This is a genomic window from Streptomyces flavidovirens DSM 40150 (assembly GCF_000429085.1).
Classification (GTDB): domain Bacteria; phylum Actinomycetota; class Actinomycetes; order Streptomycetales; family Streptomycetaceae; genus Streptomyces; species Streptomyces flavidovirens.
Window position 1 is genome coordinate 44080 of record NZ_AUBE01000032.1, and the last position, 15702, is coordinate 59781.

Genomic DNA, 15702 nt, shown 5'->3' on the forward strand with positions numbered 1-15702 from the left:
CCGCCATGACCAGCCTGCCGCCGCCCGCCGTTTCCCTGTCCGCCGACGAAGCCCGCAGGATCGCCCTGCGCGCCCAGGGTTTCCTGGGCGCGCCGGACCGGCGGGCCGGCGTGCGCGGCGTGCTGCGCCACCTGGGCGCGGTGCAGCTCGACACGATTTCCGTGCTGGCCCGCTCGCACGAGCTGATTCCGTACGCCCGCCTCGGCGCCGTGGGCCGCGCGACCGTCGACAGCGCCTACTGGACCGGCGCTCACGCCTTCGAGTACTGGTCGCACGCCGCCTGCATCCTGCCCATGGAGGAATGGCCGCACTTCGCCTTCCGCCGCCGCGCCTACCGCGACCGCCTGCATTGGTCCCACGACCTGCCGGACGGCGCGTACGACACGGTGATCAAGCAGCTGCGCACCGAAGGCCCGCTGACGGCAACGGATTTGGGCGGCGCGAAGAACAAGGGTGAGTGGTGGGACTGGTCGGAGTCGAAGGTCGCCGTCGAGCGCGCGCTGATGTACGGCGAGGTGGTGTGCACCGAGCGGCGCGGCTGGAAGCGGGTCTACGACCTGGCCGAGCGCGCCGTCCCGGACGCCGTCTACCACGACGACCTGGATGACACCGAGTGCCTTCGCCGCCTCGTGCGGCTGTCCGGGCAGTCCCTCGGCGTCGGCACGCGGGCCGACATCGCCGACTACCACCGCCTCAAGGGTGAGCAGGTCGACGCCGTGATCGCCGAGTCGGGTCTGGTCCCGGTCGAGGTCGAGGGCTGGGCCAAGCCCGCCTGGGCGGCCCCCGAGGCGCTGGTGAGCACCCCGCGCGGCCGCCACCGCACGACGCTGCTGTCGCCCTTCGACTCCCTCATCTGGGACCGCCCGCGCACCGAGCGGATCTTCGGCTTCACTCACCGCCTGGAGGCCTACGTCCCCAAGCCTCAGCGGATACACGGGTACTTCGCGATGCCGCTGCTCGCCGGCGGCCGGCTGCTGGGCCGGGTCGACCCGGCGCGCGAGGGGAAGACGCTGGTGGCCCGGCAGGTCTCGCTCGTGACCCGCAAGGCGGTCCGGCCGATGGCCGAGGCCCTGGTTCAGGCTGCGGAGTGGGTCGGCTGCACGAACGTACGACTGGAGCGTGTGGACGCTCCGGAGCTGCGCGAGCCGCTGACCGCCGAACTGGCCCGCCTGACCTGACCCGCGGGCCGCCTCACCTGATCTCCAGAATCTTCTCGCGCATCGCATAGACGACCGCCTCCATTCTGGAGTGCAGCTGCAGCTTCTCCAGGATGTTGCGGACGTGGTTCTTCACCGTGTTCTCGGAGATGAACAACTCCTTGGCGATGTCGCGGTTGTTCATGCCGGTCGCGACCAGCTTGAGGACCTCGAGCTCCCGCTCGGTCAGCCGCGGCGCGGGCACGAGCCGGCGCTCGTCGGTGCGCTGGATCATCGACTTGAACTCGGTGAGGAGCTTGGACGCCATCGACGGGCTGATCTGGGACTGGCCGTCGGCCACCGCACGGATCGCGGTGGCCACCTCGTCCGTGGAGATCTCCTTGAGGAGATACCCCGTCGCACCCGCCTTGATCGCGTCGTAGAGGTCCGCCTCCTCGTCACTGATCGTCAGCATGATGATCTTCGCGCTGGGGGCCACCTCCTTGATCGAGGTGCATGCCTCGATGCCACCGCGCTTGGGCATCCGTACGTCCATCAGCACGATGTCCGGCAGCAGATCGGCGGCCTTGTCCACGGCCTCCGCCCCGTCCGCGGCCTCGCCGACGACCTGGATGTCCTCCTCCTGCGCGAGGACGATCTCCAGCCCCCGGCGGAACAGGGCGTGATCGTCCACGACCAGCACCCTGATGGGTTCCTTGCGCGACCCCCCGGTGTCCCCCCTGGGACCGCCGGCACCGTCGGCGTCCTCCATGCCGGACTCGTCGTGCACCGGACCGAAGCTGTCCGCCATCGTTCCTCCCCCTGAAGGCCGTGGCCCGAAATTCATGAGCTGCCCCAACCACAGTGTGCAGAGCACCGATTGGCTTGCGGCGCCATGATTTCATGCCCGGACGACGGACCGGTGATCCTGCGGTCGCACGGTGGTGCCCCCGGGGGGCGCACGAGCGCTCCCCAGGGGCCACCACCACAGATGGGTACGGCGCGCTGCCCTCGTTGGTTCAGCGTGCCCTGCGAATCACCCGCCGAGTGCACCGCCGGCGCCGCCCGCCTCGGTTTCGGCCAGGGGGTCGGTCGTCAGGCGGATGACACCGTAGTCGTAGGCGTGCCGCCGGTAGACGACACTCGGCTCCTTCGTCTCGGAGTCGACGTAGAGGTAGAAGTCGTGCCCGACGAGCTCCATCTCGTAGAGCGCCTGGTCGAGCGACATCGGCGCCGCGACGTGCGTCTTCTCGCGGACCACCAGCGGTCCTTCGCCCTGTACTTCGAGCGGTCCGATCCTGGTGGTGGGGATGGTGGGCGGCGCCTCCTCGGCGACGAGCACCCCGTTGCCGTTGATGGCTGCGGCACCCTGCACGGTCGCACCGACCTCGGCGGCCGAAATCCGGCCGTTCCCGCGACGCGTGTGGCGCTTGTCGTGCTGCTTGCGCATCCGCGCCTCGAGCTTGCCCGTTGCGAGGTCCAGTGCCGCATACGGATCGGCGGCGGATGCCTCGGCCCGGATGACCGGGCCACGCGAGCGAAGCGTGATCTCCACACGGTCGGAACGGTCGGCCTGCCGCGGGTTGGGCTCCTTGGACACCTCGACGTCCAGGCTGATCACCTTGCCGTCGAGCTTCTGGATCTTCTCCAGGTTCAGCTTCTCGGCCACGTGCTTGCGGAACCTCTCGGGCACCTCGGTCTTGCGGCCCTTGACGACGATGTCCACGCAGAACTCCGTTCCCGGATAGCCCCGCTCAACGGCGGAGCGTCTCCCTTTCGCACCAGGTTCCGGTGAACTCCGGAACCTCGGACTTGGTGACTTTCACCTCCTCCTCCCCAGTCGACAAGATCCCCACCCCATCGACTTCGGGCTGAAGAGAATCCCGAAGCGCAGCCGTCCGGACAAGTGAGGCGCAGGGTCTGCTTTTCCTCACAACCGAACATAGCTCGCTCGGACGCCTGTCGGCACCCGCTACCGGCGCGTACCTCCATTCAAGTGCTTTTCCCCTCTCTCCACCTGCAACGATCCGTGTTCCCTGTCAGTTCCGGTTTATTACGAACGAACGCGAGGGGGCCGCGATCACCGCCGCATTCACCCGTCCGGATTCGGAATTCAGCCGTTCCTGGGTGGCACTCAGTGCACGGGCTGCCTCCGCGAGCGAAGCCCCGGTGGTCATGAGATCGTCCACCAGCACGGCCCGGCCGCCCTCCAGGAGCCGCCCGCCCCCGGCGACGACCTCCAGGGCTCCCGCCAGGTTCGCCGCCCGCTCGCGGGCGCTCAGGCCCGCCTGGTCGCTCACCGCCCTCCGCTGTCTGAGCACGGCCAGCACGCGGGCCGGCACCCCGGCGCGCCGCAGCTGTCCCGCGGCGGCCAGCGCGATCCGGCGCGCAGGATCGTGCCCGCGCGCTCTGACCGCGCTGCGGGCGGACGGCACGGGTACGAGCAGCAGCGGCCCCGCCGCCCCGGTCGGCACACCGGTCACCGCGGCCCGCACTGCGCCCGCCAGTGCGCCCCCAAGCGCCCCCGCGAGCCCCAATGCGCCCCGCTCCTTATGGCCGAGCAGCACCGCGCGTACCGCGTCCTCGTACGGAGCGGCGGCATGGACCACCGGCAGCCCCGGCGGCTCCGGCCACGGGCGTACCCGGCGCGCCGCGGCGCCGTACAACGCCTGCCCGCACTGGGCGCACAGCACCGTGCGCGGCCTGCCGCAGCCGCCGCACGCGACCGGCAGCACCAGACCGGCGACCTCCCGCCACAATCCGTGCATGGCATCCACTGTGCCCAGCCGGGCACCCGGCAACCACCCCTGTGGAAAACTCGATCGCGGAGCGGCAAGGAGCGGAGACGGCAAGGAGCGGAGCCGAGGGAGCTATCCGGGATAGACCGGGGACGAACCCTCGCTGACCACGGTCTTCCAGTTCGCGCCGGGTGGCAGCCGCACAATGCCGTCCTCCAGCGAGTGCGCCAGCAGCGGCAGCCGGTTGTCGTCCGCCGAAGCGACCGCCGTCACCCTGTTCGCACCCGGCACCGACTGGGCGTCCGACGTCGAACCGTCCGTCTGCAGATACCGCAGCTGCTGCACCCCGCCGGACTCGCGGCCGACCACCACCAGGCGGCTGCGCCCGGCCCACGACACGGCCGTCACTTCTTCCATCTGCGGCGCGATGGGCCGCAGGTCGGTGACGGACACCTCCGGCTTGTCCTCGGGCCCGCGCCGCTCGATCCGGCCGAGCTTCAAGGTCGTCCGGCCGTCCTGCGACACCAGCAGGGCGATCCGTACGCCGTCCGCCGACACCTTCAGAGCCTCGATACGAGCCCCGTCGAGGCCGTCGACGACCGTGACCTCGTCCGGCTCGCCCTCGCCGCCCGCCAGGCGCAGCAGCCGCGGCTGGCGCGGGTCGCGGTCCGCCACCCACAGGTCGCCCCGGCCGTCCCAGCTCGGCGCCGAGAGCCGGTCCTTCTCCTGCTTGGCGCTGCTGGTCAGCACCGGCTCCTGCGGCTCACTGTCGGAGACGACGGACGCCACATACAGCGAGCGCCCGTCGTGCGAGACTCCCGCCGCGTGCCGTTCGTTGCGCGCCACCGCGACAGAGTTCAGGCGCCGCTCGCCGCTGCCGAGCGGCCCCGGCACCGGTTCGGCCTCCTCGTCGGCGCCGGTGTTCTCGGTGCTTCCGACCATCCGTACGAGACGCTGCTTCGTGTCGAGGAAGTACTGGTAGTCCGGGCTCCCCGAGGCGCGTTCCGGAGCGAAGTCCTCCGCCTGGTCCCCGCCGAGTACGCACAGCGTCGAGCCGTCCGACCGCTGCAGCTCCACCTGCCCGACCCGGTACGACGTCAGGTCCCGCAGGGTGAAGAGCAGTTGGGCGGCCATCTCCCGGCACCGCTTCTGCCCGACGTTGGACGCCTTTTCGTTGAGCGGCACCTTGAGAGCGTTGCGGTCGTCGAACGCCAGCGACTTGGCGCCGTCCTCCAGCTTCAGCGCCGTACCCGTGGGGAAGCTCGAACCGACCACCGGCTTCAGCCAGTTGGTCGGACCGCTCAGCAGCGCCTCGACCGTCTGCGTCACCTGGTCCATCTGGGTCTGCGGGTCCATGCGCTTGCGCACGTACACCGGGTCGGCGACCAGCCAGGGGTGGGCCGCGCCGGTCCGCTCCGACGACGTACCGGAAGCGAAGTAGTACTTGTTGACGGAGTGATAGATGCGCTCGAAGTCCGACTCGCCGAGCACCAGGCCCTGCGGCAGGCCGTCGATGCGCCACTCCTTGCCGTCCGGTCCGTTCTGCCTGCTGAGATGGAGCGTCTCGTGGTACGAGCTGTTGACCGGCTGGTACGCGTGCTGCTCGTTCACCTCGGCGATCTTCGTGCCGGTCAGCGCGTACGTATACGCCCCGCCCTCGCGGTCATTGGCCCGCTGGTCCTGGGGCACCGGGCCGTTGTCCAGCACCGTGACCTGCGTGGGTTTCCAGTTCTCGGAAGCCTTCTTCGTCAGGTACTTGCGGGCCGTGGCGAACTGGGGGTCGTCCCCCGTCATCGCCTCCAGGAAACCCTCGACGATCTCGTTGGGCTGCGCCCCCTTCCTCGGCGCCATCCCGTACACCCGCACCTGGGAGTCACCGCGTGGGGACGCCTCCACGGCCTCCACGTCACCGCTGTCCGGCATGGAGGCGCAGCCGGCCAGCAGCAGACCCGCGCACCCGAGCAGCACCGCCGTCCGCGGCGCCCGCCACCGGCCGCCGCGCCTTCGCTCAGTGCCCACGGGTGATGTCCTTCCGCTCCGCCTGCGATGAACTGTCACCGTCACCCGCCGGACGGGCCACCACCCGGGCTCCGCTGCCCGGCAGCGCCGTCGGATCCGCCGCGGGCGCCGCACGGGGCACCGCGGGCAGCGGCGACCGCTCGGCGCGCGGCTGTGCGGGCACCGTCGCGAGCCGGTTGGCGCCGGCGCCCCGCTGGTCCCCCGTCATCCTGCTGTCCGCCTGCGCGCGCTCGCGCGCACGCCGCGAGTCCTCGGGCTCCAGCGGGATCGGGGATCCGCGCAGCGACTCGTCCGCCGTACGCGGCAGCGTCAGCCGGAACTGCGATCCGCCGCCCGGCTCTCCCCACGCCTGCAGCCAGCCGCCGTGCAGCCGCGCGTCCTCGACGGCGATGGACAGGCCGAGGCCCGTACCGCCGGTGGTACGCGCACGCGCCGGGTCGGCCCGCCAGAAGCGGTTGAACACCCGGGTCGCCTCGCCCGGCTTGAGCCCCACGCCGTAGTCACGCACCGCCACGGCGACAGCGCCGCCCGCGGCTCCCAGCCGGACCACGACGTCCCGGCCCTCACCGTGCTCGACGGCGTTGACCACGAGATTGCGCAGTACGCGCTCCACCCGCCGGGCATCGGCCTCGGCGACGACCGGCTGCTCGTCGCCGGTCACCCGTATCCGGGTGCCCTTGCGCTCGGCCAGCGGCTCGGCGCCCTCGATGACCCGGCGTACGACCTCACGCAGGTCTATCGGCTCCGCCTCCAGGGCCGCGGCGCCCGCGTCGAACCGGCTGATCTCCAGCAGGTCGGCGAGCAGCGACTCGAAGCGGTCCAGCTGTCCGGCGAGCAGCTCGGCGGAGCGCGCCGTCACCGGGTCGAAGTCGCCGCGCGCCTCGTGAATGACGTCAGCGGCCATCCGCACCGTCGTCAGCGGCGTACGCAGCTCGTGCGAGACGTCCGAGACGAAGCGCCGCTGGAGCCGGGACAGCTCCTCCAGCTGCTGGATCTTGACCTGCAAGTTCTGCGCCATCTTGTTGAAGGCCTCGCCGAGGCGCGCGATGTCGTCCTCGCCCGTGACCTTCATGCGTTCCTGGAGCCGGCCCGCGGACAGCCGCTCGGCGACCCCGGCGGCCATCCGCACCGGCGTGACGACCTGCCGTACGACCAGCCAGGCGATGCCCCCGAACAGCACCACGACGAACACCCCCGCGGTGGCGAGTGTGGTCTTCACCAGGCTGAGTGACTCCTCCTCCTGCGTCAGCGGGAAGAGGTAGTAGAGCTGATACGGCTGCCCACTGTTGTCATTCAGTTGCTTGCCGATGACGAGACCGGGCTCGGGGTCCTGCGCGTCCGTGTACGTGATCCGGACGAAGGCCTTGTACGCCTTGCCGGTCCCCTGGTCGATCGCGTCCCGCAGCTCCTGCGGCACGCTCGCGCTCTGGTTCACGCCACCCGACGCCCGCGGCCCGCGGTTGCTGGAGCTCTCGTCGTCGGAATTGGCGCTCAGTGCCACGACGTGGAAGGCCTGCCGGCCACCGCTGGCGAGCTGCTCCACCAGCTCGGTCCTCCAGTTGGTGGAGTTCCGCGCGGCGGCCCTGGCCTCCGAGCTGTCACTGGCACCCGTTCCCGCGACGGTACGGGCCTTCTCCTCCGCCACGTCGAACCCACCGGCCGCCTGGCTCTGCGCGGCCTCCTGCTTCGCGTCGAGCAGGCCGTTGCGCACCTGCCACATCACGACGAAGCCGAGCAGCAGCACCACTCCGAGCGACATCAGCAGCGAGCCGACGACCACCCGCAGCTGGATGTTCCGCCGCCACAGCCGCAACGACGGCAGCAGCGGCCGGCGCACCCAGCGCGCGAAGAGCCGCAGCGCGGGACTGCGCCGCAGGAGACGCCCGGCCCTGGACGTCCTTCGCCGAGGACCGGCAGCCCGCCCCGTACGGACTCCCGGCCCCCCGGGCATCGGAGCAGCGCTGCCTCGGGTCATGTCAGCTCGGTCCGGCCTTGTAGCCGACCCCGCGAACGGTCACAACGATCTCCGGCCGCTCCGGGTCCTTCTCGACCTTGGACCGCAACCGCTGGACATGGACATTGACCAGCCGGGTGTCCGCGGCATGGCGGTAACCCCACACCTGCTCCAGCAGCACCTCGCGGGTGAACACCTGCCAGGGCTTACGGGCGAGCGCGACCAGCAGGTCGAACTCGAGCGGAGTCAGGGCGATGGACTGCCCGTCCCGCTTCACGGAATGACCGGCCACGTCAATGACCAGGTCCCCGATCGCCAGCTGTTCCGGCGCCGGCTCCTCCGACCTCCTCAGTCGCGCCCTGATACGGGCGACGAGCTCCTTGGGCTTGAACGGCTTGACGATGTAGTCGTCAGCACCTGACTCCAGCCCCACCACCACATCTACGGTGTCGCTCTTGGCGGTGAGCATGACGATCGGCACCCCGGACTCGGCCCGGATCAGCCGGCAGACTTCGATGCCGTCCCGTCCGGGCAGCATGAGATCCAGCAGCACCAGGTCGGGCTTGGCCTCCCTGAATGCAGCAAGTGCCTTGTCGCCATCCGCTACGAACGACGGCTCAAAACCTTCACCACGCAGCACAATGCCGAGCATCTCGGCCAGTGCGGTGTCGTCGTCGACGACAAGGACGCGTCCCTTCATAAACGACATCATCCCATTAGCTAATCGTTACCTGGCGTGACCTGGCACACAGATCCGCCAGTGCGAGCCCCGTGACCGGGGAAATTGCACCCTGCTCCGTGACGATCGCGGTCACCAGTTCTGGCGGCGTTACGTCGAAGGCCGGGTTGTACGCCTGTGTCCCCAGCGGAGCCACAGGCATCCCGACCCCGATCCCGGCATCAGATCCAGCCACCGGGACCGACGGCACCGTGAACTCTGTCACCTCCTGTCCCGACCGCTGCTCCACCTCGATGGACGCACCGTCCGGGGTACTGAGATCCACCGTGCTCACGGGCGCCACCACGATGAACGGCACGTGGTGGTACTTGGCCAGCACCGCGAGCGGATAGCTCCCCACCTTGTTCGCCACCGAACCGTCGGCCGCGATCCGGTCCGCCCCGATGAGTACGGCATCCACCTCACCGGCGGCGAAGAGCGAACCCGCGGCGTTGTCCGTGAGCAGTGTGTACGCCATGCCGTGCCGCGCGGCCTCGTACGTCGTGAGCCGGGCCCCCTGCAGCAGCGGGCGCGTCTCGTCGACCCACAGCCGCCGCAGCCTGCCCGTCCGGTGCGCGGCCAGCGCCACCGCGAACGCGGTGCCCTCACCGCCCGAGACCAGCGCCCCGGTGTTGCAGTGGGTCAGGATGCGGTGCCCGCCTCCCGGCACCAGCTCCTGCAGGAGAGCCAGCCCGTGCGCCGCCATCCGCACACTGGCCTCGGCGTCGGCCCGGTGCAGCTCCCGCGCCGCCGCCAGCGCGGACGCCGCCGCCTGCTCACTGCCCGCGCCGTTCGCGACGGCCCTCCGGTACGCCGCTGCCGCGTGCCGCACCCCGGAGCCGAGGTTCACAGCGGTGGGCCGCGCCCGCTCCAGCAGCGCCACGGCCTCCTCCACGTCGTACCCGCGGGCGGCGGCCAGAGCCACACCGTAGGCGCCGGCCAGGCCCAGCAAAGGTGCGCCACGAACGGCCAGCACCTGGATGGCCTGCACCAGCGCAGGCACATCCGTACAGACGAGCTCGACCTCCTCCGCGGGGAGCCGCGTCTGGTCGAGCAGCACCAGCACGGGCCCCTCGGGCGGCTCCTCCCAGCGCAGCGTAGGGAGAGCGGGCGGCTCGGCGCCCGCCGGGAATTGCGCGTCCTGATCAGCCATCTGCCCAGTCTGCCCGCTGAGGCACCGACAATTGAAGGTGCGAAGGAGATACGGGGCCCGGTCCGCCGACGCGTGCCCCATGACACGATGGCTGCCAACCTGCCGCCGCGCCCGCGGACGGGCACCCTGAAGGAGCGACAATGAACGACTCTCCGGGCTGGGCCTCGCCCGGATCTGCCCCCTCCGACGACCAGAAGCCGGGCGTGCCCCGCCCTGCCGAGCCCACCGACCAGAGCGATACCGCGTCGAAGTGGTCGAAGGAGCAGCCCCCGGCAGGCCAGTGGTCCGCGCCCAGCGGCCAGGACACGCCCCCCGGGCCGCCGCAGCAGCAGCCCGCGCCGAACTGGGGCGGCAGGCCCCAGGCAGGCGGCTGGGGAGGCCCTCCCCCCGCCGCGAAACCAGGAGTGATCCCGCTGCGCCCGCTCGGCGTCGGCGAGATCCTGGACGGAGCGGTGTCGACCCTGCGCGCGCACTGGCGCACCGTTCTCGGCATCACGGTCACCGTCGCGGTGATCACACAGATCTGCCAGATCCTGATCCAGCGCTACCTGCTCCCCGCACCGCCCGAGGTCGACCCGAACGCCACGCCGGCCGAGGCCCTCAGCCAGTCCGTCGACGTCATGCAGAGCACCCTGATCAACTCGGCCCCCACGTTCGCGATCACCCTCATCGGCACGCTCTTCACCACCGCGCTGCTCACCATGGTGATCAGCCGCTCCGTGCTCGGCCGGCCGGTGACGCTCGCCGACGCCTGGCGCGAGGCGAAGCCCCGGCTGCCGCAGCTGCTCGGCCTGACCCTGCTGCTCCCCCTCATGGCCTTCGCGATCATGACGGTGGGCATCCTGCCCGGCCTCCTGGTGGGTGGCGGAGTAGGCACCGCACTTTCGCTGCTCCTCGGTCTCGCGGCCTTCGTCGTCGTCGTGTGGCTGATGATCCGGTTCAGCCTCGCCTCCCCCGCACTGATGCTGGAGAGGCAAAGCATCATGAAGTCCCTGAGCCGCTCGGCCAAGCTGGTCAGCGGCGCATGGTGGCGGATCTTCGGCATCATGCTGCTCACGGCGCTGCTGACCTTCATCGTGGCAATGATCATCGCCGTACCGTTCGGCCTCATCGCCTACGCCGCCGACGACGGCCTGGACGGACTGTTCAGCGGCAGGACTCCGGAGTTCGGCTGGCCCTTCCTCATCATCACCGGCATCGGCGCCGTGATCGCCTCCTCGATCACCTACCCGATCTCCGCCGGCGTGAGTGTCCTGCTCTACGTGGACCAGCGCATCCGCCGTGAGGCTCTCGACCTCGAACTCGCCCGCGCCGCGGGTATCCCCGGCTACGGCCCCCAGCAGCCCACCGACAACACACCCGGGAGCTGATGCGGTGTCCACAGCGGGGGGCAGGACAGCAGCGGACCTCTGGGCCCGCGCAAGCGACGACGTGGGTGACGTACCGGTGGACACTCCGCGTGTCCCGGCCCGCGAGGCCGCGGAGCGCGAACTGTCCAAGCCGATGTACCACGAGAACGACCCGAGCTTCCTCGAGCGCGCCATCGACCGCTTCTGGGAATGGGTCAACGACCTGTTCAGCGCGGCGTCCGGGGCCACACCGGGAGGCTGGGTGGGGCTCGTGGTCGTCGTCGTACTCGTCGTGCTCCTCGCCGTCGGCCTGTGGCTGCGGCTCGGCACCCCGCAGCGCACCCCTCCCTCCGAAGGGACGCTGTTCGACGCAGGCCCGCGCAGCGCGGCGGAGCACCGGACCGCCGCGGAGGCGCACGCCGCCACGCACCGCTGGAACCAGGCCGTCCAGGAACGGATGCGGGCCGTCGTACGCTCCCTGGAAGAACGCGCACTCCTCGCCCCGCGTCCTGGCCGCACCGCGGACGAGGCGGCCGCGGAAGCCGGACAGTCCCTGCCCGGCCACGCCGGCCGGCTGCGCGCCGCGGCCCGCGAGTTCGACGACGTCACATACGGTGGCCGCACCGCCGACGAGCACGCATACCGGCGCCTGAGCGAACTCGACTCCGACGTCGAACGAACAAAGCCACTGCTCAGCGGCGCGGCCCAAGGAGCCGCCGAATGACCGGAGCTCCCATCCGCTCCACCTCGGCCTCCCCCACCGCCCGCCAGGTCTGGACGCGCAGCCGCGGCCTCCTCCTGGGGCTGCTCATCATCCTGGTCGCCGGCATCGCCATCGCCGCCGTGCGCTCCGGCGACCAGCACGGCCGACTGGACCCGCGCTCCGCGGACCCCTACGGCAGCCGCGCTGTCGCCGAACTGCTCAAGGACCGCGGCGTCAGCACCCAGGTGGTCACCACTCTCGACGACGCCACGGAGGCGGTGACCCCCGGCACCACTCTCCTGGTGACGGACCCCGACCTCCTGACGGACCGGCAGCAGCACCAACTCCGCACCACCATGAGCGAATCCGCGTCCCGTACGGTGCTCCTCGCCCCCGGCGCCCCTTCCGCCCGCGCCCTCGCCCCCGGCGTACGCGTCGAGAAGCCCACCCCCGTGTCGCCTCGCTCCCCGCAGTGCTCGCTGCCCGCCGCGCTCCGCGCCGGCGACGCCGACACCGGCGGGCACCGCTACACCTCCGAGGCCGCCGCCGACGACGCCTGCTACCTCAGCGACGGCCTCGCCACCCTCCTGCGCGTACCGGACACCACGGGCGGCGACACCGTCCTGCTGGGCGCGCCGGACATCCTCTACAACAACCGCCTCGACAAGCAGGGCAACGCCTCGCTCGCCCTTCAACTCCTCGGCTCCCGGCCTCATCTCGTCTGGTACCTCCCCTCGCTCGGTGACGCCTCCGCCACCGACGGCGGCGAAAGCAGCTTCTACGACCTGGTCCCTCCCGGCTGGCTCTGGGCCACACTCCAACTCGCCCTCGCCGCCGTACTCGCCGCCATCTGGCGCGCCCGGCGACTCGGCCCCCTCGTCACCGAACAGCTCCCCGTGGCCGTCCGTGCCTCCGAGACCACCGAGGGCCGCGCCCGTCTCTACCGCAGGGCCGACGCCCGCGACCGCGCGGCCGCGGCCCTCCGCTCGGCAACCCGCACCCGTCTGGCCCCCCTTCTCGGCGTGCCCGCCTCCCGGGCCCACGCCTCCGACGCACTGATCCCAGCCGTCTCATCCCACCTGCCGACGACCAGCCGGGATCTCCCGGCCCTGCTCTTCGGCACCGCTCCTTCGGACGACGCCGGCCTCATCCGCCTGGCAGACGAACTCGACGCCCTCGAAAGAGAGGTACGCGCTTCATGAGCGCCCAGCCCGCAGAGACCCCAGACAGCGCCCGAGCCTCCCTCGAAGCACTGCGCACCGAGATCGCCAAGGCCGTGGTCGGCCAGGACCCCGCTGTCACCGGGCTGGTCGTGGCCCTGCTCTGCCGAGGCCATGTCCTGCTCGAAGGAGTCCCCGGAGTAGCCAAGACGCTGCTCGTCCGCGCACTCGCGGCCTCCCTCGAACTGGACACGAAGCGCGTCCAGTTCACCCCCGACCTCATGCCCAGCGACGTCACGGGCTCCCTGGTCTACGACGCCCGCACCGCCGAGTTCTCCTTCCAACCAGGCCCGGTCTTCACGAACCTCCTGCTCGCAGACGAGATCAACCGCACGCCTCCCAAGACCCAGGCATCCCTCCTGGAAGCCATGGAGGAGCGCCAGGTCACAGTCGACGGCACCCCCCGCCCCCTGCCCGACCCCTTCCTGGTCGCAGCGACCCAGAACCCCGTGGAGTACGAGGGCACTTACCCCCTCCCCGAGGCCCAACTGGACCGCTTCCTCCTCAAGCTCACGGTCCCGCTCCCGTCCCGCGAGGACGAGATCGGCGTACTGACCCGCCACGCGGAGGGCTTCAACCCCCGCGACCTGCAAGCAGCGGGCCTACGTCCGGCCGCCGGCCCTGCCGATCTGGAAGCTGCCCGCGCGGCCGTGGCCAAGACCGCGGTATCCGCGGAGATCACCGGTTACGTCGTCGATATCTGCCGTGCCACCCGAGAGTCCCCCTCGCTCACTCTTGGCGTCTCTCCCCGAGGCGCCACCGCACTGCTCTCCACCGCCCGCGCCTGGGCCTGGCTCACCGGCCGGGACTACGTCATCCCCGACGATGTGAAGGCCCTGGCCCTCCCCACCCTGCGCCACCGCATCCAGCTCCGGCCCGAGGCCGAGATGGAAGGAGTCACCGCAGACTCCGTCATCACCGCGATCCTCGCCCACGTACCCGTCCCCCGCTGAGGCGATGACTGTGGCCCTCACCGGACGAAGCGCACTCCTCGCGGCCCTCGGCGCGATCCCCATCGGCATCCTCGCGCCGAACTGGTCCGGGGTCCTCGCCGTGAACGCCCCCCTCACACTCGCAATTCTGTGCGACTACGCCCTGGCCGCGCCAGTGCGGAAGCTTCGTTTCACCCGAAGTGGTGACACGTCAGTTCGATTGGGTGACGATGCCGAAATCGAGCTGACGGTCACGAACCCCACGGGCCGCCCACTGCGCGCCCAGCTCCGCGACGCGTGGCCGCCCAGCAGCTGGCCCGCAGGCACGGAGCAGGCAGCGTCACGCCACAAGCTGGCAGTCCCCGCCGGGGAGCGCCGCCGTCTCACCACCACACTGCGCCCCACCCGCCGCGGCGATCGCCACTCCGAACGCATCACTGTCCGCTCGTACGGGCCGCTTGGTCTCGCCGCCCGCCAGGGCAGCCACCGAGTCCCCTGGACGGTACGCGTCCTTCCCCCTTTCACGAGCCGGAAACACCTCCCGTCCAAGCTGGCCCGCCTCCGCGAACTCGACGGCCGCACGAGCGTCCTGACGCGTGGCGAAGGCACCGAATTCGACAGCCTCCGCGACTACGTTCCGGGCGACGACACCCGCTCCATCGACTGGCGCGCCACCGCCCGGCAGAACACCGTCGCCGTGCGCACCTGGCGTCCCGAACGCGACCGCCACATCCTGATCGTCCTCGACACCGGCCGCACCTCCGCCGGCCGCGTCGGCGACGTACCACGCCTGGACGCCTCGATGGACGCGGCGCTTCTCCTCGCGGCTCTCGCTTCGCGGGCCGGTGACCGAGTGGACCTCCTGGCCTACGACCGCCGCATCCGCGCCCAGGCCCAGGGCCGCACCGGAGGAGACGTCCTGCCGGCTCTCGTCAACGCGCTGGCCCCACTGGAGCCGGCACTGCTGGAAACCGACGCCCGGGGCCTCAGCGCCACAGCCCTGGCCAACGCTCCCCGGGGGTCCCTGATCGTGCTGCTGACCGGCTTGGACGCCGCCCCGATCGAAGAGGGCATCCTTCCGGTACTCCCGCAGCTCACCAAGCGCCACACCGTCCTGGTGGCCTCTGTGGCCGATCCCCGCGTCGAAGAGATGGCATACGGCCGCGGCACAGTGGACGCGGTCTACGAGGCCGCCGCAGGCACCCAGGCCCAGGAACAACGCCGCCGCACAGCGGAAAAACTCACCCGCCACAACGTCACCGTCGTCGACGCCACCCCCGACGACCTGGCCCCGGCTCTGGCTGACGCTTACCTCGCACTGAAAGCGGCAGGCCGCCTGTAGCCCCTGTAGCCCAGAGACTCCCCAAAAAGAAAGGCCCTGCCGACGGGCGGCAGGGCCTTGAATGCCATGAACGCAGAAAAGCCCCGCACCATGAATGGTGCGGGGCTTCCCCACAATGATTGTTCGGCGGCGTCCTACTCTCCCACAGGGTCCCCCCTGCAGTACCATCGGCGCTGAAAGGCTTAGCTTCCGGGTTCGGAATGTAACCGGGCGTTTCCCTAACGCTATGACCACCGAAACACTATGAAGATATCGAACCGGATGTTGGCACAGTTCGTTACTTCAGAACTAACACAGTGGACGCGAGCAACTGAGGACAAGCCCTCGGCCTATTAGTACCAGTCAGCTCCACCCGTTACCGGGCTTCCACATCTGGCCTATCAACCCAGTCGTCTACTGGGAGCCTTAACCCCTCAAAGGGGGTGGGAACACTCATCT

The 15702-nt window shown here is 70.6% G+C and carries 13 protein-coding genes and 2 rRNA genes; 6 read left to right on the top strand and 9 right to left on the bottom strand.

Going from position 1 to position 15702, the window contains the following annotated elements:
- Positions 1 to 14 precede the first annotated feature (14 nt).
- On the top strand, positions 15 to 1178 hold the full coding sequence (locus tag G412_RS0128385) for a winged helix-turn-helix domain-containing protein (RefSeq protein ID WP_028815029.1): 1164 nt from the start codon (positions 15 to 17) through the stop codon (positions 1176 to 1178).
- Positions 1179 to 1191: 13 nt separating this feature from the next.
- On the opposite strand, the gene G412_RS0128390 is transcribed toward G412_RS0128385, so the two are convergent.
- From G412_RS0128390 to mtnA, 7 genes are all read right to left on the bottom strand, one after another.
- A complete protein-coding gene (locus tag G412_RS0128390) occupies positions 1192 to 1947 on the bottom strand; it encodes a response regulator (protein ID WP_028815030.1) in 756 nt (251 codons plus the stop codon).
- Positions 1948 to 2172: 225 nt separating this feature from the next.
- A complete protein-coding gene (gene hpf / locus G412_RS0128395) occupies positions 2173 to 2862 on the bottom strand; it encodes a ribosome hibernation-promoting factor, HPF/YfiA family (RefSeq protein ID WP_028815031.1) in 690 nt (229 codons plus the stop codon).
- A gap of 313 nt (positions 2863 to 3175) precedes the next feature.
- Positions 3176 to 3904, bottom strand: coding sequence for a ComF family protein (locus tag G412_RS0128400; RefSeq protein ID WP_028815032.1), 729 nt, complete (start codon positions 3902 to 3904; stop codon positions 3176 to 3178).
- Between the two features lie 102 nt (positions 3905 to 4006).
- Positions 4007 to 5893: an LpqB family beta-propeller domain-containing protein gene (locus G412_RS0128405; protein WP_028815033.1), complete on the bottom strand. Its 1887-nt coding sequence runs from the start codon at positions 5891 to 5893 to the stop codon at positions 4007 to 4009.
- Positions 5883 to 7868, bottom strand: coding sequence for an MtrAB system histidine kinase MtrB (mtrB, locus tag G412_RS0128410; RefSeq protein ID WP_078607471.1), 1986 nt, complete (start codon positions 7866 to 7868; stop codon positions 5883 to 5885). Before mtrB ends, G412_RS0128405 begins: the two co-directional genes overlap by 11 nt.
- Position 7869: 1 nt before the next feature.
- Complete coding sequence (mtrA, locus tag G412_RS0128415; RefSeq protein ID WP_187283109.1) at positions 7870 to 8559, bottom strand: two-component system response regulator MtrA; 690 nt, start codon at positions 8557 to 8559, stop codon at positions 7870 to 7872.
- A gap of 4 nt (positions 8560 to 8563) precedes the next feature.
- Positions 8564 to 9718, bottom strand: a complete 1155-nt coding sequence (gene mtnA / locus G412_RS0128420; protein WP_028815035.1) for an S-methyl-5-thioribose-1-phosphate isomerase — start codon at positions 9716 to 9718, stop codon at positions 8564 to 8566.
- Between the two features lie 140 nt (positions 9719 to 9858).
- Between mtnA and G412_RS0128425 the strand changes: the two genes are divergently transcribed.
- The 5 genes from G412_RS0128425 to G412_RS0128445 are packed head-to-tail and all read left to right on the top strand — an operon-like array spanning position 9859 to position 15264.
- Entirely contained in the window at positions 9859 to 11088 is a 1230-nt protein-coding gene (locus G412_RS0128425; protein ID WP_078607473.1) for a DUF7847 domain-containing protein, read from the top strand.
- Positions 11089 to 11092: 4 nt separating this feature from the next.
- Complete coding sequence (locus tag G412_RS0128430) at positions 11093 to 11791, top strand: DUF4129 domain-containing protein (RefSeq protein ID WP_028815037.1); 699 nt, start codon at positions 11093 to 11095, stop codon at positions 11789 to 11791.
- Positions 11788 to 12972, top strand: coding sequence for a DUF4350 domain-containing protein (locus G412_RS0128435; RefSeq protein WP_028815038.1), 1185 nt, complete (start codon positions 11788 to 11790; stop codon positions 12970 to 12972). The genes G412_RS0128430 and G412_RS0128435 overlap by 4 nt, the downstream gene beginning before the upstream one ends.
- Complete coding sequence (locus G412_RS0128440) at positions 12969 to 13943, top strand: AAA family ATPase (protein ID WP_028815039.1); 975 nt, start codon at positions 12969 to 12971, stop codon at positions 13941 to 13943. The genes G412_RS0128435 and G412_RS0128440 overlap by 4 nt, the downstream gene beginning before the upstream one ends.
- Before the next feature lie 10 nt (positions 13944 to 13953).
- Positions 13954 to 15264: a DUF58 domain-containing protein gene (locus tag G412_RS0128445; protein ID WP_028815040.1), complete on the top strand. Its 1311-nt coding sequence runs from the start codon at positions 13954 to 13956 to the stop codon at positions 15262 to 15264.
- Positions 15265 to 15385: 121 nt separating this feature from the next.
- Here G412_RS0128445 and rrf read toward each other — a convergent pair.
- Positions 15386 to 15502 (bottom strand): 5S ribosomal RNA (rrf, locus tag G412_RS0128450).
- 74 nt (positions 15503 to 15576) lie between these two features.
- Positions 15577 to 15702 (bottom strand): 23S ribosomal RNA (locus tag G412_RS41855); the annotation flags it as partial.

Excerpts from the sequence above, each read along its gene's own strand:
- G412_RS0128435 (WP_028815038.1), top strand. The coding sequence starts at position 11,788 with ATGACCGGAGCTCCCATCCGCTCCACCTCGGCCTCCCCCACCGCCCGC.
- G412_RS0128440 (WP_028815039.1), top strand. The coding sequence starts at position 12,969 with ATGAGCGCCCAGCCCGCAGAGACCCCAGACAGCGCCCGAGCCTCCCTC.
- mtnA (WP_028815035.1), bottom strand. The coding sequence starts at position 9,718 with ATGGCTGATCAGGACGCGCAATTCCCGGCGGGCGCCGAGCCGCCCGCT.
- G412_RS0128390 (WP_028815030.1), bottom strand. The coding sequence starts at position 1,947 with ATGGCGGACAGCTTCGGTCCGGTGCACGACGAGTCCGGCATGGAGGAC.
- mtrA (WP_187283109.1), bottom strand. The coding sequence starts at position 8,559 with ATGATGTCGTTTATGAAGGGACGCGTCCTTGTCGTCGACGACGACACC.
- mtrB (WP_078607471.1), bottom strand. The coding sequence starts at position 7,868 with ATGACCCGAGGCAGCGCTGCTCCGATGCCCGGGGGGCCGGGAGTCCGT.
- G412_RS0128425 (WP_078607473.1), top strand. The coding sequence starts at position 9,859 with ATGAACGACTCTCCGGGCTGGGCCTCGCCCGGATCTGCCCCCTCCGAC.
- G412_RS0128400 (WP_028815032.1), bottom strand. The coding sequence starts at position 3,904 with ATGCACGGATTGTGGCGGGAGGTCGCCGGTCTGGTGCTGCCGGTCGCG.